This is a genomic window from Pseudomonas sp. RT6P73 (assembly GCF_054897715.1).
Genome location: NZ_JBUBUV010000002.1, coordinates 3,891,947 through 3,913,330, shown reverse-complemented (window position 1 = coordinate 3,913,330; position 21,384 = coordinate 3,891,947). Strand labels below are relative to the sequence as shown.

Below are 21,384 nucleotides of genomic sequence, written 5' to 3'. Positions count from 1 at the left end.
TGGCGCCCCCGATTTGGAGCCCCCGATGCCGCGTCCTGCCTGGTCCCTTTTTGCCTACCAACTGATCGAGCCTGACGAACAGCTGGATCTGTTCGCCTGCCAGGAAGTGCGGGTGCATCTGGTGACTCGTCAGCTGGAGCTGGGCGGCTCGGCCGATCGAACCTTGTGCGGTAGTCTGTTGCCCGCGCAACCGCGCTGGTCGAGTGTCGACCGCCGGGTGTTTCAGGACCAGCGCCTGTGTTCGCTGTGCCGGGCCATCCTGGAATCGCAAAAACGCGGCACCTCGCCGATCTGGCCAGAGTTGCGGTTCGAGCTGTAAAGCGTCAAAGATAGCTTGCTATCGGCCAACTCCCCGAAATTCCAGACTCCGGTGTACAATCGCGTTTTTATACCCTTGTCGATCATGCGAAGGATTTTCCGGATGTTGCCGCGTTTTCCTGCCGTCACCCGCTGCCTGTCTCTTGCCGCCCTTTGTGTGGCGGGCCCCGTAGCCGCATTGGAGCTGCCCCTGCCACCACCCGGTGAAGACATCATCGGTCAGGTGCAAGTGATCAAGGCCAAGTACGAAGACACCTTCGCCGACCTCGGCACCACCTACGATCTGGGCTATACGGAAATGGTCGCGGCCAACCCTGGCGTGGATCCATGGTTGCCGGGCGCTGGTACCGAGATCGTCCTGCCGACGCGCTTCATCCTGCCGCCGGGCCCGCGTGAAGGCATCGTCATCAACCTGGCTGAATACCGCCTCTACTACTTCCCGAAAGGCCGGAACGTGGTCTACACCTTCCCGCTGGGTATTGGTCGTGAAGGCTGGGGCTCGCCGATTGCCCACACCAGTATCACCGCCAAGACGCCGAACCCGACCTGGACCCCTCCAGCGTCGATCAAGGCCGAGCACGCCGCTGATGGCGATCCGCTGCCGAATGTCGTGCCGGCCGGCCCGGATAACCCTCTGGGGCCGTTCAAGTTCACCCTGGGCACACCGGGCTATCTGATCCACGGTTCGAACAAGAAGTTCGGCATCGGCATGCGCACCAGCCACGGCTGCTTCCGCATGTTCAACAACAACGTGCTGGAAATGGCGGGCATGGTGCCGGTCGGTACGTCGGTACGCATTCTCAGCGATCCGTACAAATTCGGCGTCAGTGGTGGCAAGGTCTATCTGGAAGCGCACACACCGCTGGACGACAAGGGCAACCCTTCTGTGGTCGACAAACACACGGCGGTGATCAACGCGATGCTCAAGCGTGAGGACATCACCAATAACCTGCGCATGAACTGGGATGTGGTCCGCGACGTGGTTGCCGCTGAAGATGGCCTGCCGGTGGAAATCGGAGTGCCGAACTCCTCGGCGCCAATGGTGACGAGTGCACCGATTGATCCGCTGCAGTAACGCTTGAAAAAAACCCGCCGACGCAGGCCGCGTCGGCGGGTTTTTTGTTGCCGACAGGAAACATCAGGCAATAAAAAAGCCGACCCATAAATGGGTCGGCTTGATAACAATCCCGAAGGATTATTACTTGCGGCTAGCTTTGTCCAGCATGCGCAGAGCACGCTCGTTAGCTTCGTCAGCAGTCTGTTGTGCTTTTTGAGCAGCAGCCAGAGCTTCATCAGCTTTACGGTAAGCTTCGTCTGCACGAGCCTGGGAGCGAGCTGCTGCGTCTTCAGTAGCAGTCAGACGTGCTTCGGTTTCTTTCGATACGCTGCTGCAACCGGTAGCCAGAACTGCGGCCAGAGCCAGAGCAGAGAATTTCAGAACGTTGTTCATCGTGTTCCCCTTCAAGGACTTTCTATTAAGTAGCTGTCTCCTCAGAGTGAGGAAATGGCCGGCGTACATACTACCCATTACTTCTAGTAAGTAAACTGACGTGTAGCAAGAAGCAAAAAAAATTGTAGGCGTTGATTCTTTTTCGAGCAACTTTTAACTGCATTGTTTAAAAAATATCCAGCTGGGAGGCCCGAGCTGAGCGAGCCGGCGAAAAAAAGTTCCGTGCACTCAGCGCTGTTTTTCTCAATCTTGGCTAAAGTCTGTCTATATGGATTCGTCCATACTTTTGTTCGGATTTTGCGCCGTGGCTCTCATAATCTTTAACCATCTTGATGGTGACTTTAAGAGCGCGCGTTCGTCTTAAGTCTCAACATCCGGCAATGTTCAGGCTATCGACCCGCGGATATCTTCGGTCGAGCCGTCCCTGCGTAACCCGGAGCAGCACCGCCACCTTCGCGCGATGACGAGCGTACCTTGAGCATTTTTGCCAATGGTGCCTACTATTTGATACGTGTCAGGTTGCGCGAGATCGGTGCAGCTCTTCTCGGTGTCCATTCAGGCACGGGGTGGCGTAGATGTTCCTTCGCCGGAAAAACATCGGTAAGGTAGGGGTCAGAATTCAAGACCCGCGAGGAGTAGTGATGAGCGAGGCGTTGTCCATCCACCATGACCAGGCTGGTCATCAGTTCGAGACCAGTGTGGACGGTCATCGTGCCTACCTGACCTATATGGATCTGGGGAAACAGACCCTGGATATCTATCGCACGTTCGTGCCCAACGCATTGCGTGGTCGCGGCATTGCGGCAGCCTTGACCGAGAAGGCGCTGGAGTACGCCGAGGAAATGGGCTACACCGTCATTCCTTCGTGTTCCTACGTGGAGCGCTACATGGAGCGTCACCAGCGGCATGCCGCCAAGCTGAGCCAGTAACCTCAAAATACGATCACAAAAAAACGCCGGGTTTAGCCCGGCGTTTTTGTATGCGGCGAAAAGTGATCAGGTGCGAGCACGTTTCGGCAGCACATCCTTGAGCTTGGCGTGCATGCTGCGCAAGGTGGTTTCAGTCGCGGACCAATCGATGCAGGCATCGGTGACCGACACGCCGTATTGCAGGTCAGCGAGGTCTTTCGGGATGGCCTGGCAGCCCCAATTCAGGTGACTCTCGACCATCAGGCCGATGATCGACTGGTTGCCTTCGAGGATCTGATTGGCGACGTTCTCCATCACCAGCGGTTGCAGGGCCGGGTCTTTGTTGGAGTTGGCGTGGCTGCAATCGACCATGATGTTCGGCTTGATCTTCGCCTTGTTCAGCGCTTGCTCGCAGAGCGCAACGCTGACCGAATCATAGTTCGGCTTGCCATTGCCGCCGCGCAGTACGACGTGACCGTAGGCGTTGCCCTTGGTGGTGACGATCGACACACCACCTTCCTGGTTGATACCCAGGAAGCGGTGAGGGCTGGAAACTGACTGCAGGGCGTTGATCGCAACCGTCAGGCCGCCATCGGTGCCGTTCTTGAAGCCGACGGCCGAAGACAGGCCGGAAGCCATTTCACGGTGAGTCTGGGATTCGGTGGTGCGCGCGCCGATGGCCGACCAGCTGATCAGGTCCTGCAAGTATTGCGGGGAGATCGGATCAAGGGCTTCAGTGGCGGTTGGCAGGCCCATCTCGGCCAGGTCCAGCAGCAACTGACGACCGATGTGCAGACCGTCCTGAATCTTGAAGGAGTCATCCAGGTACGGGTCGTTGATCAAGCCTTTCCAGCCGACGGTGGTGCGTGGCTTCTCGAAATACACACGCATGACCAGATACAGGGTATCGGACACTTCTGCGGCGAGCACTTTCAGGCGCTCGGCGTATTCGTGGGCAGCCTTGATGTCGTGGATCGAGCAAGGCCCGATCACGACGAACAGGCGGTGGTCGGTGCCATCAAGAATGTTGCGAATGACTTCGCGGCCCTTGGTGACGGTGCGCAGGGCCGCGTCGCTCAGAGGGATATCACGCTTGAGCTGATCGGGAGTGATCAGGGTCTCGTTGGAGGCGACGTTTAGGTCGTTGATCGGTAAATCAGCCATCGTTTACTCGTCAGGTCACGGGTGCCGGCCGCCAGCGAACCCGCGCGGCGGAGCACAGCAAATTAAGCGCGTCGGGGAGCCGAACCTTAGCGCGTTACGCGCCTGCTCGACAATGGGCAGACAGCGGTTTCGGGGGCATTCTCAGTAATTGAGCGCGCCGCTTAACCCAGCGCAGGCTGTGCAAATGCCTTGCGAACCGTGTCGTGAGAGAACTCGCCGGCATGCTCCTGGACCCAGTCGAGGGCCATGGCCTGAATATCTTGCAGGTCTTCGTGTGCATCACGCAGGCGACAATAACGTTCTATCTGGCAAACCTGCTCGCCCATTCGCGCACTGAACAGCATCTGTTCGTCGACGAAGGCGATGCCCACCAGATAGCCGTGCTTGCGGCGCAGGCACCAGGCCACATAACCCAGATACCGCAAATCGGGATTCAAGGTTGGCATGCGCACTTCCAGCGCCGTACCGTGGCGCCAGGCGCGGTGGTAATTGCAAGCCATGCCGCCGAGGCTGATAGTGTGCAGCCGTTGCCGCGAAATGCACTCATGCTTGAGCAACGTTAATTCGACGGGCACATCGTCAGGGTGAGGTAGAAAACGTCCCATGAACACGGACTCCATGTGTCGGCCATTTGACATTGTTTCCCCCAGTATAGTGGTCGAATTGGAACTGACCGATTTCGACGCCGACCAACGGCTGCTGGCGATGAGCGGTGTGTCGCTGGTGATTTTCACCAGTGTCGGCTGCGCCAGTTGCCGTTTTGCCCGTGAGCAATTGCCAAGACTTGATCTGGCAATCGACCGGCTGTGCTGGATTGATGCCGGGGACAATGGCGGGGTGGTCGAGCGTTATCAGGTTTTTCATTTGCCGGCGCTGTTTGTGGTGCGCGACGGTGAGTTCTTCGGGCCAGTACAGTCGCGCCTGACCAGCAGCGGGCTCAATGAAGCCGTGCGCCAGGCGCTCAGTCGAATTGCAGAGGAGTTGCCATGATGGGGGCAGTTGCCAAACCGACAATCGGTATTATCGGAACCGGCGCGATTGGCGGGTTCTACGGGGTGATGCTGGCGCGTGCCGGGTTCGATGTGCACTTCTTGTTGCGCAGTGAATTTGCAGCCGTCGCAGAAGGAGGGCTGCAAGTCGACAGTGCGGCGCATGGCGCACTGACGTTGAACCCGGTCCAGGCCTATTCATCCGCTGAAGACATGCCCGCTTGCGACTGGTTGCTGGTCGGCGCCAAAACCACCAGCAATGCAGACCTGGCGCCCGCCATCATTCAAGCCGCCGCACCGAATGCCAAAGTCCTGCTGTTGCAAAATGGCCTGGACGTCGAAGACAGCTTGCGCGACTTGCTCCCCGATTCCCTGCACTTGCTCGGTGGGCTGTGTTTTATCTGCGTCCATCGCGCAGGGGCTGGCGTCATCACCCATCAAGCGCTTGGCGCGGTGAATGTCGGCTACCACAGCGGTCCCGCAACCGATGAACAGGCGCGAATGACGATTGTCGAGGAGGGCGCCGGGCTGTTCCGCAGCGCCGGCATCGACTCTCAGGCCATGCCGAACCTGCACCAGGCACGTTGGCAAAAACTGGTCTGGAATATTCCTTACAACGGTCTGTCGGTTCTGCTTGGGGCCAGCACCACGCCGTTGATGGCCGATGCCGACAGCCGGGAATTGGTCCAGGCGCTGATGGCCGAAGTGGTTCAGGGGGCAATCGCCTGCGGTCACGACATACCGGCCGGGTACGCCGACCATTTGTTCAAGGTGACTGAGAAAATGCCCGACTATTGGCCGAGCATGTACCACGATTTCCTGCACAAACGACCGCTGGAATTGCAGGCGATTTACGCGCGGCCTCTGGCGGCGGCCAAGGCGGCGGGGTGCGAATTGCCGCGAATCGAAGCCTTGTATCGCAGCTTGAGTTTTATCGATCGACGCAACACGTGAGTCGATCAACCTGAGGGGGAAGGGCATGGCAAAGACTATCGACGACAAACTGGTGCTGGCGATCTCGTCGCGAGCACTGTTCGATCTGAGCGAAAGTCACAAGGTCTATCTGTCGAGCGGCGTCGAGGCCTACCGGCAATATCAGATCGAACACGAAGACGAAATCCTACAGCCCGGTGATGCGTTTCCGCTGGTGGAAAAACTGCTGAGCTTGAACGCCAGCCTCGGTCGGGCCCGGGTCGAGGTGATCCTGGTGTCGCGCAACAGCGCCGACACCGGCCTGCGGGTGTTCAATTCGATTGATCATTATGGCCTGGCGATTTCCCGTGCGGCGTTTGTCGGTGGGCGCAGCCCTTATCCGTACCTAAAGGCCTTTGGTTGCGACCTGTTTCTCTCCACCCATGCCGAAGACGTGCGCAGCGCGCTGGATGCCGGGTTCGCCGCGGCGACCATTCTGTCGGGCGGTGCCAGCCGTGCGGCCAGCGATGAACTGCGCATCGCCTTCGACGGTGATGCCGTGCTGTTTTCCGACGAGTCCGAGAGGGTCTATCAGTCCGGTGGCCTGGAAGCGTTTCAGGCCAGCGAACGCGAATCGGCCCGCGAGCCCTTGCGCGGTGGGCCGTTCAAAGGCTTCCTGGCCGCACTCAATCTGTTGCAGCGTGAGTTTCCCGATGACGCTTGTCCGATCCGCACTGCCCTGGTGACGGCACGGTCGGCGCCGGCCCATGAACGGGTGATCCGTACGTTGCGCGAATGGGACATTCGTCTGGACGAGTCGCTGTTTCTTGGCGGGCTGACCAAGTCGGCGTTTCTCGAAGCGTTCGCCGCCGACGTGTTTTTCGACGATCAGGCCGGCCATTGCGAGTTGGCCCGGGAAGTGGTCGCCACCGGTCACGTGCCTCACGGCATAAGCAACGAGCAAAAGGTTTAAGCCCACGGTTCAACGCGTTACGCGGGCCGTCGTACTCGCCAAGGCACTGCTAAGCTGAATCAAATCTCCGCCATGTTGGCACGCGAGGAGGTCATATGATTCGTTCAATGCTGTATGCCACTGACCTCGGCCTGTATGCACCGTTGGTGATGCAGCATGCCCTGGCGTTGGCGCGGACATTCAATGCCGACTTGTATGTGGTGCACGCCGTTGAACCCATGGGGTTGTTTGCTGAATCCGTGCTGCAGAGTTACCTCGATGAGCAGGCCTTGAGTGAGTTTCACAGTCAGGGCCTGAGCACGGTGATCGCCAGTATCGAGCAGCGGGTGCTCGACAGCTTTCGGGAAGAGTTGGGGGATGAAGGAGAGCAGGACCTGGAGCGGATTCAAGCGGTGCGGGTGCTGCAGGGGGACCCGTCACAAGTGATTCTCGACCAGGCGCAGAAACTCTCGGTGGATTTGTTGATCGTAGGTAGTCATAGCCATGGTGCTGGCGCGGAAACGCCTCTGGGCAGAACCGCTGCGCGGGTGTTGCAACTGTCTCGGGTGCCGGTTTACCTGGTGCCGTTGGTGGAACGTCGTCGCCAAGGTGATCGGTAGTGTCCTGCCTAGCAGGACACCAGAACACGAATAGTGGCAATTTGACAAAAAAGTTCTAGATTTATTCTTCAAACCATTAATATAGTTATATACCGTCGCTGATGCCCGTGGCGTCTACCTGCTTTGAGGGATTCATATGAAGCTTCAACAACTGCGCTACATCTGGGAAGTGGCGCACCACGACCTCAACGTTTCCGCTACAGCCCAAAGCCTTTACACCTCGCAACCGGGCATCAGTAAACAGATCCGCCTGCTGGAAGACGAATTGGGCGTCGAGGTTTTTGCTCGCAGCGGCAAGCACCTGACCCGCGTCACCCCGGCCGGCGAGCGCATCATCACCACCGCCGGCGAGATCCTGCGCAAGGTTGAAAGCATCAAGCAGATCGCCCAGGAATTCTCCAACGAGAAGAAAGGCACCCTGTCGATCGCCACCACGCACACTCAGGCCCGTTATGCATTGCCGCCGGTGATCAGCAATTTCATCAAGCAGTACCCGGACGTTGCCCTGCATATGCACCAGGGTTCGCCGATGCAAATCGCCGAAATGGCCGCTGACGGCACCGTGGATTTCGCCATCGCCACCGAAGCGCTGGAACTGTTCGGTGACCTGGTGATGATGCCGTGCTACCGCTGGAACCGCTGCGTGGTCGTGCCGCAGGGCCACCCGCTGACCAAGCTGTCGAAGCTGACCCTGGAAGCCCTGGCCGAATACCCGATCGTGACGTACGTGTTCGGCTTCACCGGCCGTTCGAAACTCGACGAAGCCTTCAGCCACCGTGGCCTGACGCCGAAAGTGGTATTCACCGCCGCCGACGCCGACGTGATCAAGACTTACGTTCGCCTGGGCCTGGGCGTGGGCATCGTGGCGAAAATGGCTGTTGACGCCAAACTCGACAGTGACCTGGTCATGCTCGACGCCAGTGACCTGTTCGAATCCAGCATCACCAAGATCGGTTTCCGTCGTGGCACCTTCCTGCGTGGTTTCATGTGCGACTTCATCGAGAAGTTCGCTCCGCACCTGACCCGCGAAGTCATGGCCAAGGCCATTCAGTGCCACAACAAGCAGGAACTGGAGGAGCTGTTCGACGGCGTCGAACTGCCGGTCCATTAATTCTTCTAGACCACCTCGGTAACAGCAAACTGTTGCCGAGCGCCCGCCACCAGAATCTCCACCTCGTCCCCTTCGAATTTGCCCAGCAGACTTTTGCCCAGCGGCGAGCGAGGGGTGATGACGGTGATCATTTGCCCCACCATATCGACTTTCAATCCCGCCGCGTCAGGGGCCAGAAACAGCCACTGCTCACGACCCTTTTCGTCTTCCAGACCGAGCAGGGCGCCGATTTCGATCCCGCGTTGTTCGTCATAAGGACGCAAGGTCAGATTCTGGCAAAGCGTGAGTGACTGCCGGATTTCTTCCACACGTCTGGCTTGTCCGGCGGCCAGATAAGACGCCTCCAGGCCCAGTGTGTCGTACTTGTTTTCGGCGATGTTTTCTTCGTGGGTCGCGGTTTCGTAAGCGGTTTGCGCGGCACGCTCGGCGATGTCGAGGTCGATCCGAAGCTTGTCGATAATCAACTGGTGGACGGTTTGTTTGTGCATAGAGAGCTTCATGGTCAGTCGCAGAATTGCAGGACGTTGGCGCGGCTTTTTTCGCTCGGCGCGGTCTGGTCCTGTTGCAGCCAGAACTGGCATTTCGGATTGGACAGATTGCGGCTGGTGCTGCGGGCCTGATCCATCCGTTGCTGCTGCTCGTTCTTGCGCAAGTTCTCTTCGTACTGTTCAAACAGCGGGCTCTGCGGCGGGATGTCCGGAACCGGTTGCACCACCACCGGCGGCTTGGCCAGTTGCTCTACCGCAGCGGCGACAGGCGCGAGTTGCTCGCTGAACAGCAGGCGCGAGGCGAGCCAGCAGGTTAGCGCGATCGCGAGAAATCCAAGCCACAGACCGAGGGCAATGCTGCCGGTCAATTGCAGCGCATTGAGCTGAATCGGCAACGGACGGCGCGGGTTGGGACGGTAGGGCATGGCTGCCTCCTGGCGGGTGGTCGCGGGCGAATGGCGATTGTCGCACGAAGAATAATCGCCGGCGGCTCTTCTGCGCGAGGTAATTTATGCGGACAATCGGCGCCTTTGCCAACGGGAGCCTGGAATGCCTGAAATGAACACCCGCTGGGATATTTTTTGCACCGTGGTCGACAACTTTGGCGACATCGGTGTGACCTGGCGCCTCGCCCGACAGCTGGTGGCCGAACATGCCGTGGCGGTGCGCTTGTGGGTCGATGACCTGCGGGCCTTCGAACGCATCTGCCCTGAAATCGACATCAGCGCCGCGCAGCAATGGCAGCAGGGTGTCGAGGTGCGTCAGTGGCCAACCGAGTGGCAACCCGCTGAAGCCGCCGATGTAGTGATTGCCGCGTTCGCCTGCCAGTTGCCAAGTGCCTACATGGACGCCATGGCCTCGCGGGAAAAGCCGCCGCTGTGGATGAACCTCGATTACCTGAGCGCTGAGAACTGGGTGATCGGCTGTCACGGTTTGCCGTCGGTGAAGTACAAGAGCGTGCAGAAGTACTTCTTCTTTCCGGGGTTCCAGAAAGGTACCGGTGGCTTGTTGCGTGAAAGCGGATTGCTTGAGCGTCGCCGGCAGTTTCAGCAAAACCCCGAGGCGCAGCGAGAATTCCTGCAAGGCCTGGGGATAGATCGCGCACCAAACGCTCAACTGATCTCACTGTTCGCCTACGAAAACAGCGGATTGGCCAGTTGGCTGGACGTGATGGCCGCTGATTCGAATCCCACGCATCTACTGGTGCCCGAAAGCCGGATTCTCGGGGATGTCGAACGCTGGCTCGGTGTCGATCAGCTGGCGGCCGGCGCGTTGCACGTGCGCGGTGAGTTGACCGTACAAGTGCTGCCGTTCGTCCGACAGGATCAATACGACCACCTGCTTTGGTGCTGCGATTTCAACGCCGTGCGCGGCGAAGATTCCTTTGTCCGCGCGCAGTGGGCTGGGCGTCCGCTGCTCTGGCACATCTATCAGCAGGACGAAGATATCCATCTGGACAAGCTCGATGCCTTCCTTGCGCTGTACACCCGAGGCCTGTCCGAGCCTGCCAGCGAGGCGATCAGTGGTCTTTGGCGTGCGTGGAATGCAGGTCAAAATATGTCTGACCACTGGCTGGCAACCCGTAAACACTGGCCGGAACTGCAAAAACACGCCGAGAAGTGGTGTCTGGAACAGGCCTTGCAGGCCGATCTTGCCGCAGCGCTGGTACAGTTTTATGTAAATTGGATATGATACGCGGCCTAGATTTTTGTAAATCCCATCCAAATTCGGATATTCGCAATGAAAACTGGTAAAGAACTGAAACCCGGTACCGTGATCCGTCTCGAAAACGATCCTTGGCTGGTTCAGAAAGCTGAATTCACCAAATCCGGTCGTAACAGCGCGATCATGAAGACCAAGCTGAAAAACCTGCTGACCGGTTACAAGACCGAGATCGTTTACAGCGCCGACGACAAACTGGACGACGTAATCCTCGACCGCAAAGAAGCGACCCTGTCCTTCATCAGCGGCGACACCTACACGTTCATGGACACCACTGACTACACCATGTACGAGCTGAACGCTGAAGACATCGAAGCCGTTCTGCCTTTCGTTGAAGAAGGCATGACCGATGTTTGCGAAGCGATCTTCTTCGAAGAGCGTCTGGTTTCCGTAGAACTGCCGACCACCATCGTGCGTCAGGTTGACTACACCGAAGGTTCCGCTCGCGGTGACACTTCCGGCAAGGTGATGAAGCCTGCCAAACTGAAGAACGGTACCGAGCTGTCGGTTGCTGACTTCATCGAAATCGGCGACATGATCGAGATCGATACCCGCGAAGGCGGTTCCTACAAAGGCCGTGCTAAATAAGCACAGCTTCAGGAATGAAAAAGCCCGACCATTGAGTCGGGCTTTTTTGTGCCTGCCAGAAACACGCAGTACTCCGTAGGAGCGAGGCTTGCCCGCGAAGGCGGTGTGTCATTCAACATTGATGTCGACTGACACACCGCTTTCGCGGGCAAGCCTCGCTCCTACAAGGTGTCGTTATTTCAGGTGTTGTTTCAGTTCTTCGGAAGCTTGCAGCATCGCGGAGCGCACCGCCGGCACCTGGCTCACCACGTTAAGCAAACCATAATCGTGAATCAGGCCGTTGTAGCGAACCGATGTGACCGGCACACCCGCCTCGTCCAGTTTGCGGGCATAGGCTTCACCTTCATCGCGCAACACGTCGGCACCGGCCGTCTGCACCAGCGCAGGAGGCAAACCCTTCAGTTGCGCGGTGGTTGCCCGCAGCGGCGAAGCGTAGATCTCGTTACGTTGCTTGGCGTCGGTGGTGTAGTTGTCCCAGAACCACTTCATCATGTTTCTGGTGAGGAAGTGCCCCTCGGCAAACTGATTGTAGGATGCGGTTTCGAAGCTGGCATCCGTCACCGGCCACAGCAGCACCTGGAATTTGATCGCCGGGGTGCCCTTGTCTTTGGCCATCAGCGCAACCACGGCCGCCATGTTGCCGCCGACGCTGTTGCCGGCCACGGCTAGACGCTTGCCGTCGACGTTGATCTCTTTACCGTGCTCGGCCACCCATTTAGTCGCAGCGTAAGCCTGGTTGATCGCCACCGGGTAACGCGCTTCCGGCGACGGGGTGTAATTGACGAACACCGCCGCTGCACCCGAACCCGTCACCAGGTCACGAACCAGACGTTCGTGGGTTGGGAAGTCCCCCAGCACCCAGCCGCCGCCGTGGAAGAACATGAACACCGGCAGCTCGCCTTTGACCCCGGCCGGCCGGACGATGGTCAGGCTGAGCGGTTGGCCGTCGACTTGAATGGTCTTCTCGCTGACATCGGCTTTTGGCAGTGTCAGTTTCACCGAGGCTTGCGCACCCACCAGTACCGCGCGGGCTTCTTTGGGGGTGAGTTGTTCCATCGGTTTGCCGGTGCCCGCATTCAGGACGTCGAGGAAGGCCTGGGTGTTGTGTTCAACCCCATCGCCTGCAAACGCGTGGCTGATGGACAAAGCGAGAAGGGTGCCGGTCAAGACTTTGCTGAAAGTGTTCATGTTCATTTCCTGTTCGGGCCTGGTAGTCAGCGATTAGACGGTAACGTGCAGGCGCACATCGACGTTGCCACGGGTAGCGTTCGAGTACGGGCAGACCTGGTGGGCCGCCTCGACCAGGCTTTGCGCGTCGGCTTGTTCAAGGCCCGGCAGACTGATGTGCAGGTCGATGTCCAGACCGAAACCGCCAGGGATCTGGCCGATGCCGACATGGGCGGTGATCGAAGCGTCGTTCGGGATGCTGCGCTTGGTCTGGCTGGCGACGAATTTCAGCGCGCCGATGAAGCAGGCGGAGTAGCCGGCTGCGAACAGTTGCTCAGGGTTGGTCGCAGCACCGCCGGCACCACCGAGTTCTTTCGGAGTAGCGAGTTTGACGTCGAGGATATTGTCACTGGAAACCGCACGACCGTCACGGCCGCCAGTGGAGGTTGCGATTGCGGTGTAGAGAGTTTGCATGGTGTGAGCCTCGTTTGGATTTTGGTGTTTTGCGCTAAATGTTTGCGCGCTAAGTAAGTGCGAGATGAATGTATCGCGCTAATATTTAGTGCGCAAGATAAATTTTTGAAAAAGTTTGGTTTAGTTTGGACGGGGTGATTGGAAGGGCCGGATTAGAGCTGTTTTGTCAGGATCTGCGATCGAAAAATTTTTGGAGAGGGGCGCGTAGAGTTTTTCGGAGCCACAAAGCAACTGTGGGAGCGGGCTTGCCCGCGATTGCAATGCCAGATCAGCCACCCATGTGACTGATGCACCGCTATCGCGGGCAAGCCCGCTCCCACAGGGATGTGTATGAGTTTTTAGATTAAAGGCTGTCTTGGAGGTTGCTGCGCAGCACTTGCAGCTCCGCTTGCAGTTTCTGCAATCGTTCAAGCGTCATGCCGCTTGCACCGAGGATGCACTGGGGCACGCTTCGCGCCTTGTCCCGCAAGGCTCGACCCTGTTCGGTCAGTTCGACAATCACCACCCGTTCATCCTCACGGCTGCGGGTGCGGCTGAGCAATCCCTCGACTTCCAGGCGTTTGAGCAAAGGTGTCAGTGAGCCGGGGTCTGTCAGCAGTCGCGTGCTGATTTCGCCTACGGTCAAACCATCCCGCTCCCACAGCACCATCATTGCCAGATACTGCGGATAGGTCAGGCCCAGCGCTTGCAGCAGCGGCTTGTATACCTTGGTCATCAGCAGAGACGTGGAATGCAGGGCGAAACACGCTTGATTGTCCAGCAGCAGGTCGTCGCAGTTATCAGTGGTGTTGCGGTCGGTGTTCATTTCAAAGCCTTGATCAGTGATCTTCATGAATCTAGCGGGCGAATCTTTAATGCGCCAGATAATTCTCGACTAGTGATGGACCAGCGTGTTTTGCAGGGCCAGATCCCACGGCGGAATGGGGCTGAAGCGGGTTTTCAGGTATTCCAGCAACAAACGGCTGCGTGAATTGGGTTGTTGCGACAGGCGCAGCGCATAGATGCCGGTTGTTTCCGGTGACGGCAGGCCGTTTTCACAAAACAGCGGCAGCAGCTCGCCACGCAACAGGTACTCGCTGGCCAGCCAGGTCGGCAAATGCGCGATGCCCAACCCGGCCAGTGCACCGCAGACCAGTGCCTCGGCATTGTTGGCACTCATGCGGATTCGCGCAGGGCGATGCAGGTGCATGTGCCCGTCGCGTTCAAAGCGCCAGGCGAAGGGTGGAGCCAGGCCGTCCCAGTCGAGGCCGTCATGTTCGATCAACTGCGCCGGCTCGGTCGGGATGCCGCGACGTTTCAGGTACTCAGGGCTGGCGCAGGCAATGCGCACCATACTCGCCAGCGGCGTGGCCACCAGCCGGGTGTCGGCCATTTGCCCGGCGCGCAGCACCAGATCGACCTTGCCGAGGTTCAGCCCCTGCATGTCGACAAAACTGTCGATCAAATGCAATTGCACATCGAGGCCGGGGTAGAGCGTCAGGAAGTCGGCAATCACCGGCGCCAGATGCCGGCGGCCGAACGCCGCTGGTGCATCAATCCGGATCAAGCCTTCCGGCGCGCTGCTCAGGGACACGGCTTCGGCGCGGGCCAGGCGCAATTCCGCCACGATCCTTCGCGCCCGTTCGGCAAACGCCAGGCCGGCGGGTGTCGCGCGCACCGCGTGGGTGCTGCGAATGAACAGTTGGCTGCCGACCGCATTCTCGAGGCTGTCGATACGCCGCGCCACGGCCGAAGGCGTCAGCGGATGCCGGCGGGACGCAGCGGAAAAGCTTCCGGTTTCCAGCACATCGAGGAACAGGCCGAGCTGATCGGTCAATTGATTGGGGTTCATGATTTGTCGGCGCTTGTGCGAAGTTGGCACAGCCATTGTGCGTTGCTGTGCGTTTCCCCGCCAGCCTCGACTGCGTAGGATGAATCACCTGACAAAAGGGAATATCGCCTGTGATTGAGTTCGTGATGTATCTAGCCTTTGGCGCAGCCCTGGGAACCCTCGGCGGGATATTCGGCATTGGCGGTGGATTGATCGCGATTCCGTTGCTCGGTGTGTTGTTCGGTCTCGATCAGCAAATTGCCCAAGGTACGGCGCTGGTCATGGTGGTGCCCAATGTGATGCTGGCGCTGTGGCGCTATCACCAGCGCAACCGCATTGAAATGCGTCATGCGCTGCCATTGGCTGCGATGGGCTTCTGCTTCGCCTGGATCGGCTCGATCTGGGCGGTAGGCATCGACGCACAAACCATGCGCGTGGGGTTTGTCGCGTTCCTGATTGCCCTGTCGGCCTACAACCTTGCGCGCATGTTCACCGCTAACGCACCGGTCTCTGCACAGATGCGTTATTCCTGGCCATGGTTGGGCGTACTCGGCGCAGCATCCGGCACCATGGGCGGGTTGTTCGGGGTCGGCGGTGCGGTCGTGGCAACGCCGGTGTTGACCAGCGTGTTTGGCACCACCCAGGTTGTGGCCCAGGGTTTATCCCTGGCTCTGGCGCTGCCCAGCACCGGTGTCACGCTGGTGACTTACGCGGTGCATCATCAAGTGGACTGGATGATCGGGTTGCCGTTGGCCGTCGGCGGATTGATGAGCATCAGCTGGGGCGTGAAGATTGCCCACGCCATGCCGGAGCGGCTATTGCGCGCTCTGTTCTGCGGTTTCCTGGTGCTGTGCGCGGTGATGCTCGCGTTTAAAGTTTGAAGCCTTCGACGATGTGCTCGGCCAGGCACTCGGTGATCGGTGACGGGTTGTGCAGGTTGCGTACGAGCATGATGCTGGCTTCCGGCAACAGCGGCAGGTCTTCGGCGGCGCCGAGGATGCGCATGTCCGGCGTTATAAGGCTTTCCAGTTGCGCGGTCACCGCGAGGCCCGCACTGACCACAGCCATCAACGCCGACAGGCTCGAACTGTTGTAGGCAATGCGGTAATCACGCCCCATCGCATCCAGCGCATTGCACGCCCACAGCCGGCAGAAACAATCACTGTTGAACATCGCCAGTGGCAGCGGCGTCTGCTCATGAGCGTTGAAGCATTGTGCTTCGGCCCAGACGAAACGTTCCTTGCGCAGCAACTGGCCGATTTCAGTGCCGGGCTCACGGGTAACGATGGACAAGTCCAGGTCTTGACGCTGCAACAGTTGCTTGGTTGATTCGCAGTGAACCTCGATCTGGATCAGCGGGTAGAACTTGGCGAAGCGCGACAGGATCCCCGGCAGGAAACGCATGACGTAATCATCGGGCGTGCCGATGCGCACGGTGCCGACCATGTGCGGCTCGCGCAGGGTATTGAAGACTTCGCTGTGGAGTTTGAGGATGCGCCGCGCGTAACCCAGCAATACCTGGCCTTCGGCGGTCAACTTGACCTGGCGTCCATCACGCTCGAACAGCTGGCGCTGCAACACGTCTTCTTCCAGACGCTTCATCTGCATGCTCACCGCTGACTGCGTGCGGTTGACCATTTCACCGGCACGGGTAAACCCACCCTGGTCGGCAATAGCGACAAAGGTGCGCAGCACATCAGTATCAATACTTGGGTACGCCGACATCCATCAATCTCCGAGATGGTTACCATCAGAAACATTCGTTGGATTGATCTTAGCCCTGAGGCGAGACTTGAGCCATCCCTAAAGGAGGGCAACAAGATGAAAGGTCAACACGAGCATGTAACGGCAGAAAAATTCTCAATCCACGCGGTATCCGATCTGCTGCACAAGTTTAGTCGCTGGTACGAACTTCACCGTGAGCGTGAACTGCTGGCGAGCTTGAGCGACGAAGCACTGAAGGACATCGGCGTGAGTCGTGCCGATGTGGAACATGAATCGGTCCGGCCGTTCTGGGATGATCCGATGCATAAATGATGAGGCCATTGCTACACAACTCCCTTCCCGGTGAGGTAGGTTGCGAGCAGACAAGGAGATGCTCATGCCCGCAACAGTGTCCTTTACCCTCAAACAGGCTCGTCGTCTGGCGCTGGCCGCCCAAGGGTTCAACGGGCGGCAACCGCCAGCGGCGATCAAACCGTTTCAGCTCAACCGGATGATCGAGCGGCTGGGCATTCTGCAGATCGATTCGGTCAATGCGTTGGTGCGTTCGCACTACCTTCCCTTGTTTTCCCGCCTCGGTAATTACTCCTCCGATTTGCTCGATCAGGCTGCCTGGAGTCAGGGCCGACGACGCACGTTGTTCGAGTATTGGGGCCATGAAGCTTCGTTGCTGCCCATGTCGATGTACCCCTTGATGCGTTGGCGCATGCTGCGTGCGACTCGCGGTGAAGACATCTATCAGCAATTGGCGCGTTTTGGTCGCGAGCAGCAGGACACCATTCGCCGGGTGCTGGCATCGGTTCAGGAACTCGGCGCACTGGGGGCCGGAAGCTTGTCGACCCGTCAGGAACGGGCTGGGCCGTGGTGGGACTGGAGCGCTGAAAAACATGCGCTGGAATGGTTGTTCGCCGCCGGTGAAGTAACGGTCGCCGGCCGCCGTGGATTCGAGCGGCTTTATGATCTGCCGGAACGGGTGATTCCTTCGGCGGTTCTGCAACAACCATTGCTCAGTGAGGCCGAGGCCCAGCGCGGGTTGTTGCTGCATGCCGCGACGGCATTGGGCGTCGGCACGGAAAAGGATCTGCGTGATTATTTCCGTCTGAACCCGGCAGACAGCCGGCCGCGTCTGGCGGAGCTGGTAGAGGCGGGTGAGTTACTGGCCTGCGAGGTTCAGGGCTGGCGGCAGCCGGCCTACTGCTTGCCCGAGCCGAAAGTGCCGCGCAAGGTCGAGGCCAGTGCCTTGCTATCACCGTTTGATTCGTTGATCTGGGAGCGCAGCCGCACCGAGCGATTGTTCGATTTCCGTTATCGGCTGGAGATTTATACGCCCCAGGACAAGCGGGTCTATGGCTATTACGTGCTGCCGTTTTTGCACAATGAACGGATTGCCGCACGGGTGGATCTGCGCGCCGAGCGAGCGTTGGGCCGGTTGGCGGTGCATGCCGTGCATGAAGAGGAACCGGGGCTGGACGAGGCGGGCATGCTGGCGTTGGCGGTCAATCTGCGGCAGATGGCGGATTGGCTGGGGCTTGAGCAGGTTCAGCTGAATTGCCCGCGGGCGAGTGCGGCGCGGTTGCGGGTGGCATTGGCACAGATCGATGGTGATTAACCTGGCCCCATCGCGAGCAGGCTCGCTCCCACAGTGGTCGGCGTCGTTCACACATTATGTGTCTGGCGCTAACCCTGTGGGAGCGAGCCTGCTCGCGATGGGATCGACGCGATTTAACGCCGGACTTGCTTCAGGGTTTCAGCAATCAAAAATGCCAATTCCAGCGACTGGTCAGCATTCATCCGCGGGTCGCAATGGGTGTGATACCGATCCGACAACCCGTCTTCAGTAATCGGCCGCGCGCCACCAATGCATTCGGTCACGTTCTGCCCGGTCATCTCGATGTGGATACCGCCGGCGTAACTGCCCTCCGCTTGGTGAACCTGGAAGAACTGCTTCACCTCGCCAAGGATCTGCGCGAAGTCGCGGGTCTTGTAGCCGCTGCTGGCCTTGATGGTGTTGCCGTGCATCGGGTCCGAGCTCCACAGCACCTGCTTGCCTTCACGCTGCACCGCGCGGATCAACGCCGGCAAGTGATCGCCGACCTTGTTCGCACCCATCCGCGCAATCAGGTTCAAGCGGCCCGGGTCGTTGTCCGGGTTGAGTACGTCGATCAGGCGAATCAGGTCTTCGGGGTTCATGCTCGGGCCGACCTTGACGCCGATCGGATTATTCACGCCACGCAGGAATTCGACGTGGGCGCCGTCGAGCTGACGGGTGCGGTCGCCGATCCACAGCATGTGCGCCGAGCAATCGTAGTAATCGTTGGTCAGGCTGTCGCGGCGCACGAAGGCTTCTTCGTAATTCAGCAGCAGCGCTTCGTGAGCGGTGAAGAAGCTGGTTTCGCGCAGTTGCGGCGAAGTGTCCATGCCGCAGGCGCGCATGAAGGCCAGAGTTTCATCGATGCGATCAGCCAGGTGGCTGTATTTCTCGGCCAGTGCCGAGTTGGCGATGAAATCCAGGTTCCACTTGTGCACCTGATGCAGGTCGGCAAATCCGCCCTGGGCGAAAGCACGCAGCAGGTTCAGCGTGGCCGTGGACTGGTGATAGGACTGCAGCAGACGCTCTGGGTCCGGCACGCGGCTTTTTTCGTCGAAGCCGATGCCGTTGACGATGTCGCCGCGATAGGCGGGCAGGGTCACGCCGTCGATGGTTTCGTCGTTGGCCGAACGAGGCTTGGCAAACTGGCCGGCCATGCGCCCGACCTTGACCACCGGGCAGCCTGCGGCGAAGGTCATGACGATCGCCATTTGCAGCAAGACCTTAAAGGTGTCGCGGATTTTTGCGGCCGAGAACTCGGCGAAGCTTTCGGCGCAGTCGCCGCCTTGCAACAGAAACGCGCGGCCCTGGGTGACCTGGGCAAACTGACGGCGCAACTCCCGGGCCTCACCGGCAAACACCAGGGGCGGATAACTCGCCAGGGTTTGCTCGACCTGCAGCAAATGCGCCGCGTCGGGGTAGTGGGGTTGTTGCTGGATCGGCAGGGCGCGCCAGCTGTCAGGGCTCCAGGGTTGGCTCATCACGGTCTCGGTTGTTTTACGCTCGGACGTTCATGTTATCAGCAAATTAGTGCGTGACCTGTTCCCGTTGCTTCGCGGACAATCGCGCCTTTGCCGCTTCATCTTGCGGCGGGCCCGGCAACAATCTGGAGACGAAATGACTGAGGAGCGCGTCGAGCATCTGCTCGCCGAGGTACAGGATGAGTTCGGCGTGATTCGCGTGCTGGAGGTGGCCGATTACCGTTTTCTCGAGTTCGGTGATGCCATCGAGCAGAGCTGCGTGTTCACGGCTGACCCGAGCTGGCTCGAGTACGATTACACCCGGGCGATGCTGATTGGCGCGCTGTGCCACGAACAGCCGGAAAGCGCGCTGTTTCTCGGCCTCGGCGCCGGCACGCTGACCCAGGCGTGCCTCAAGTTCCTGCCGCTTGAAGATGTCGAAGCCATTGAGCTGCGCCCCGACGTACCACGTCTGGCCATCGAATACCTTGGGCTGGATGACGATCCGCGGCTGTATATCCGCGTCGGCGACGCGCTGGAGTTGCTCGATACCGCTGAGCCGGCAGACCTGATTTTCGTCGACCTTTATACCGATGTCGGTCCGGGTGTCGGGCATCTGGCCTGGCGTTTTCTGGAAGACTGTCAAAAGCGCCTGAATCCGGGCGGCTGGCTGGTGATCAATCAATGGGCCACCGACGATGGCAAGCCGTTGGGCGCTGCGTTGTTGCGTGGCCTCTATCACCGGCATTACTGGGAGTTGCCGGTGAAGGAGGGCAACGTGATTTTGCTCGTGCCTTCGGAACTGGATCAGGAACTGGACATGGACGGGCTGATCGCCCGAGCTGAAGGGCTGGCGCCGCGGTTGGGGTATTCGTTGCAGTCGTTGATCAAGGCGATTCGCCCCGCGACATAAGTTGTTGCTCTTTCGGGCCTCTTCGCGGGCAAGCCTCGCTCCTACAGGGCTTGCGTGATCCCGTAGGAGCGAGGCTTGCCCGCGAAGAGGCCCTTACAGCCGATACATCACTTAGATCCCTTTGAAGATGCCCGGACGCTTCTCGACCATCGACCGCACACCCTCCCTGGCATCCTCACTCGCCAACAACTTCTTCACCAGCCGCGGCAACCCCTGCGCCGCTGCCGTTTCCCCTTCATAGCGCGCCTGCCGGGCCGACATCAACGTCGCCTGAACCCCCAGCGGCGCCTGCCGGGCAATCCGCTCAGCCAATTCAATCGCCCGTGGCAGCAGATCCTCGCTGGCCATGACTTCCTGCACCAATCCCAGGTGCAAGGCATCGTGAGCATCGAATTCATCGCCGGTCAGCAGCCAGCGCATGGCATTGCCCCAGCCGGCGACTTGATGCAAACGCAACGTGGCGCCACCGAACGGGAAGATCCCGCGCTGCACTTCCTTTTGGGCGAAACGGGTGTTGCTGGCGCAGAGGTTGATGTCGGCGGCCAGCATCAGTTCGATGCCGATGGTCAGGCAATAGCCTTGCGCGGCGACAATCACCGGTTTGCTTACCCGCGGGCCGGCAAACACGCCCCACGGATCGCACCCGCCGGGCGGCGCCTGCCAGCCGTCGGCCAGGGCCGCGCTGGCATTGATCAAGTCGAGCCCGGCGGTGAAATGTTCACCATGAGCGAACACTATTGCCACCCGCGCCTCACTATCGGCCTCGAACTCGCCGTAGGCCAGACTCAGTTCGTTGAGCAGGTCGAGGTCGAAGGCGTTGCGTTTGGCCACCCGATCCAGGCCGATCATCAGGACATGGCCGTGTTTTTCACGGGTGACACGACTGGAGCCGGGCTGATTCATGGAGCATTTCCTCGGGCGGGAAGGGTGTGCCAGACCGCAGGTCTGCGTCACAAGGATGAACCGTTTTAGCGCCATCGCCAGCAGGGCCGGGCCTTTGAAAAATAGACTGTTGCACGATTATCCGC

At 59.3% G+C, this 21,384-nt stretch carries 26 protein-coding genes; 14 read left to right on the top strand and 12 right to left on the bottom strand.

The window, feature by feature from the left end:
• Window positions 1-25 precede the first annotated feature (25 nt).
• Both ACYZT6_RS18335 and ACYZT6_RS18330 read left to right on the top strand, forming a co-directional pair.
• On the top strand, window positions 26-319 hold the full coding sequence (locus ACYZT6_RS18335) for a hypothetical protein (RefSeq protein ID WP_003226812.1): 294 nt from the start codon (window positions 26-28) through the stop codon (window positions 317-319).
• 102 nt (window positions 320-421) lie between these two features.
• On the top strand, window positions 422-1,393 hold the full coding sequence (locus tag ACYZT6_RS18330) for a L,D-transpeptidase family protein (RefSeq protein ID WP_462028095.1): 972 nt from the start codon (window positions 422-424) through the stop codon (window positions 1,391-1,393).
• A 123-nt stretch (window positions 1,394-1,516) separates the two neighbouring features.
• On the opposite strand, the gene oprI is transcribed toward ACYZT6_RS18330, so the two are convergent.
• Window positions 1,517-1,768, bottom strand: coding sequence for an outer membrane lipoprotei OprI (oprI, locus tag ACYZT6_RS18325; protein WP_002553018.1), 252 nt, complete (start codon window positions 1,766-1,768; stop codon window positions 1,517-1,519).
• 641 nt (window positions 1,769-2,409) lie between these two features.
• On the opposite strand from oprI, the gene ACYZT6_RS18320 reads away from it, so the two are divergent.
• Window positions 2,410-2,697, top strand: a complete 288-nt coding sequence (locus ACYZT6_RS18320) for a GNAT family N-acetyltransferase (RefSeq protein ID WP_010461341.1) — start codon at window positions 2,410-2,412, stop codon at window positions 2,695-2,697.
• A gap of 66 nt (window positions 2,698-2,763) precedes the next feature.
• Here ACYZT6_RS18320 and ACYZT6_RS18315 read toward each other — a convergent pair whose 3' ends face one another.
• Window positions 2,764-3,840, bottom strand: a complete 1,077-nt coding sequence (locus tag ACYZT6_RS18315) for a 3-deoxy-7-phosphoheptulonate synthase (protein WP_462028094.1) — start codon at window positions 3,838-3,840, stop codon at window positions 2,764-2,766.
• A 161-nt stretch (window positions 3,841-4,001) separates the two neighbouring features.
• A complete protein-coding gene (locus tag ACYZT6_RS18310) occupies window positions 4,002-4,445 on the bottom strand; it encodes a PilZ domain-containing protein (protein ID WP_462028093.1) in 444 nt (147 codons plus the stop codon).
• Between ACYZT6_RS18310 and ACYZT6_RS18305 the strand changes: the two genes are divergently transcribed.
• The 5 genes from ACYZT6_RS18305 to cysB all read left to right on the top strand — a co-directional run bounded on the left by ACYZT6_RS18305 (window position 4,444) and on the right by cysB (window position 8,424).
• Complete coding sequence (locus ACYZT6_RS18305) at window positions 4,444-4,830, top strand: thioredoxin family protein (RefSeq protein ID WP_461975468.1); 387 nt, start codon at window positions 4,444-4,446, stop codon at window positions 4,828-4,830. The genes ACYZT6_RS18310 and ACYZT6_RS18305 overlap by 2 nt on opposite strands.
• The gene (locus tag ACYZT6_RS18300; RefSeq protein WP_462028092.1) at window positions 4,827-5,783 is read left to right on the top strand and encodes a putative 2-dehydropantoate 2-reductase; all 957 of its coding nucleotides are present in this window, start codon (window positions 4,827-4,829) and stop codon (window positions 5,781-5,783) included. The genes ACYZT6_RS18305 and ACYZT6_RS18300 overlap by 4 nt, the downstream gene beginning before the upstream one ends.
• 25 nt (window positions 5,784-5,808) lie before the next feature.
• Window positions 5,809-6,714: a 5'-nucleotidase gene (locus tag ACYZT6_RS18295; protein ID WP_462028091.1), complete on the top strand. Its 906-nt coding sequence runs from the start codon at window positions 5,809-5,811 to the stop codon at window positions 6,712-6,714.
• A 95-nt stretch (window positions 6,715-6,809) separates the two neighbouring features.
• A complete protein-coding gene (locus ACYZT6_RS18290) occupies window positions 6,810-7,313 on the top strand; it encodes a universal stress protein (RefSeq protein WP_462028090.1) in 504 nt (167 codons plus the stop codon).
• A gap of 136 nt (window positions 7,314-7,449) precedes the next feature.
• Window positions 7,450-8,424: an HTH-type transcriptional regulator CysB gene (gene cysB / locus ACYZT6_RS18285; protein WP_008148549.1), complete on the top strand. Its 975-nt coding sequence runs from the start codon at window positions 7,450-7,452 to the stop codon at window positions 8,422-8,424.
• A 5-nt stretch (window positions 8,425-8,429) separates the two neighbouring features.
• On the opposite strand, the gene ACYZT6_RS18280 is transcribed toward cysB, so the two are convergent.
• Window positions 8,430-8,912: a GreA/GreB family elongation factor gene (locus ACYZT6_RS18280; protein WP_462028089.1), complete on the bottom strand. Its 483-nt coding sequence runs from the start codon at window positions 8,910-8,912 to the stop codon at window positions 8,430-8,432.
• 14 nt (window positions 8,913-8,926) lie between these two features.
• Window positions 8,927-9,337 (bottom strand): hypothetical protein, encoded by a 411-nt coding sequence (locus ACYZT6_RS18275; RefSeq protein WP_462028088.1) that lies wholly within the window; start codon window positions 9,335-9,337, stop codon window positions 8,927-8,929.
• Window positions 9,338-9,461: 124 nt separating this feature from the next.
• Here ACYZT6_RS18275 and earP point away from each other — a divergent pair, with 124 nt between their 5' ends.
• Both earP and ACYZT6_RS18265 read left to right on the top strand, forming a co-directional pair.
• Window positions 9,462-10,604, top strand: a complete 1,143-nt coding sequence (gene earP / locus ACYZT6_RS18270) for an elongation factor P maturation arginine rhamnosyltransferase EarP (RefSeq protein ID WP_462028087.1) — start codon at window positions 9,462-9,464, stop codon at window positions 10,602-10,604.
• 48 nt (window positions 10,605-10,652) lie between these two features.
• Window positions 10,653-11,222, top strand: coding sequence for an elongation factor P (locus ACYZT6_RS18265; protein WP_007943632.1), 570 nt, complete (start codon window positions 10,653-10,655; stop codon window positions 11,220-11,222).
• A gap of 174 nt (window positions 11,223-11,396) precedes the next feature.
• Here the strand turns inward: ACYZT6_RS18265 and ACYZT6_RS18260 are convergent, their stop codons facing one another.
• The 4 genes from ACYZT6_RS18260 to ACYZT6_RS18245 form a co-directional block, all read right to left on the bottom strand.
• A complete protein-coding gene (locus ACYZT6_RS18260; RefSeq protein WP_462028086.1) occupies window positions 11,397-12,410 on the bottom strand; it encodes an alpha/beta hydrolase in 1,014 nt (337 codons plus the stop codon).
• 33 nt (window positions 12,411-12,443) lie between these two features.
• On the bottom strand, window positions 12,444-12,863 hold the full coding sequence (locus tag ACYZT6_RS18255; RefSeq protein WP_010461312.1) for an organic hydroperoxide resistance protein: 420 nt from the start codon (window positions 12,861-12,863) through the stop codon (window positions 12,444-12,446).
• Window positions 12,864-13,206: 343 nt separating this feature from the next.
• Window positions 13,207-13,668 carry a MarR family winged helix-turn-helix transcriptional regulator gene (locus ACYZT6_RS18250; RefSeq protein WP_462029977.1) on the bottom strand — a complete coding sequence of 154 codons (462 nt, stop codon included), beginning with the start codon at window positions 13,666-13,668 and terminating at the stop codon, window positions 13,207-13,209.
• Between the two features lie 69 nt (window positions 13,669-13,737).
• On the bottom strand, window positions 13,738-14,694 hold the full coding sequence (locus ACYZT6_RS18245) for a LysR family transcriptional regulator (RefSeq protein WP_462029976.1): 957 nt from the start codon (window positions 14,692-14,694) through the stop codon (window positions 13,738-13,740).
• A gap of 125 nt (window positions 14,695-14,819) precedes the next feature.
• Between ACYZT6_RS18245 and ACYZT6_RS18240 the strand changes: the two genes are divergently transcribed.
• On the top strand, window positions 14,820-15,554 hold the full coding sequence (locus ACYZT6_RS18240) for a sulfite exporter TauE/SafE family protein (protein WP_462028085.1): 735 nt from the start codon (window positions 14,820-14,822) through the stop codon (window positions 15,552-15,554).
• On the opposite strand, the gene ACYZT6_RS18235 is transcribed toward ACYZT6_RS18240, so the two are convergent.
• Window positions 15,544-16,398 carry a LysR substrate-binding domain-containing protein gene (locus tag ACYZT6_RS18235; RefSeq protein ID WP_462028084.1) on the bottom strand — a complete coding sequence of 285 codons (855 nt, stop codon included), beginning with the start codon at window positions 16,396-16,398 and terminating at the stop codon, window positions 15,544-15,546. The genes ACYZT6_RS18240 and ACYZT6_RS18235 overlap by 11 nt on opposite strands.
• A gap of 96 nt (window positions 16,399-16,494) precedes the next feature.
• Here ACYZT6_RS18235 and ACYZT6_RS18230 point away from each other — a divergent pair, with 96 nt between their 5' ends.
• Together ACYZT6_RS18230 and ACYZT6_RS18225 are read left to right on the top strand one after the other, a co-directional pair.
• The gene (locus tag ACYZT6_RS18230; RefSeq protein ID WP_133838411.1) at window positions 16,495-16,710 is read left to right on the top strand and encodes a DUF1127 domain-containing protein; all 216 of its coding nucleotides are present in this window, start codon (window positions 16,495-16,497) and stop codon (window positions 16,708-16,710) included.
• Between the two features lie 64 nt (window positions 16,711-16,774).
• Window positions 16,775-18,004 (top strand): winged helix-turn-helix domain-containing protein, encoded by a 1,230-nt coding sequence (locus ACYZT6_RS18225; RefSeq protein ID WP_462028083.1) that lies wholly within the window; start codon window positions 16,775-16,777, stop codon window positions 18,002-18,004.
• Window positions 18,005-18,117: 113 nt separating this feature from the next.
• On the opposite strand, the gene ACYZT6_RS18220 is transcribed toward ACYZT6_RS18225, so the two are convergent.
• On the bottom strand, window positions 18,118-19,464 hold the full coding sequence (locus ACYZT6_RS18220; protein WP_461955056.1) for a class II 3-deoxy-7-phosphoheptulonate synthase: 1,347 nt from the start codon (window positions 19,462-19,464) through the stop codon (window positions 18,118-18,120).
• 136 nt (window positions 19,465-19,600) lie between these two features.
• On the opposite strand from ACYZT6_RS18220, the gene ACYZT6_RS18215 reads away from it, so the two are divergent.
• Window positions 19,601-20,356 (top strand): spermidine synthase, encoded by a 756-nt coding sequence (locus tag ACYZT6_RS18215; protein WP_462028082.1) that lies wholly within the window; start codon window positions 19,601-19,603, stop codon window positions 20,354-20,356.
• Between the two features lie 111 nt (window positions 20,357-20,467).
• Here ACYZT6_RS18215 and ACYZT6_RS18210 read toward each other — a convergent pair whose 3' ends face one another.
• Window positions 20,468-21,259, bottom strand: a complete 792-nt coding sequence (locus ACYZT6_RS18210) for a crotonase/enoyl-CoA hydratase family protein (RefSeq protein ID WP_462028081.1) — start codon at window positions 21,257-21,259, stop codon at window positions 20,468-20,470.
• Window positions 21,260-21,384 lie beyond the last annotated feature (125 nt).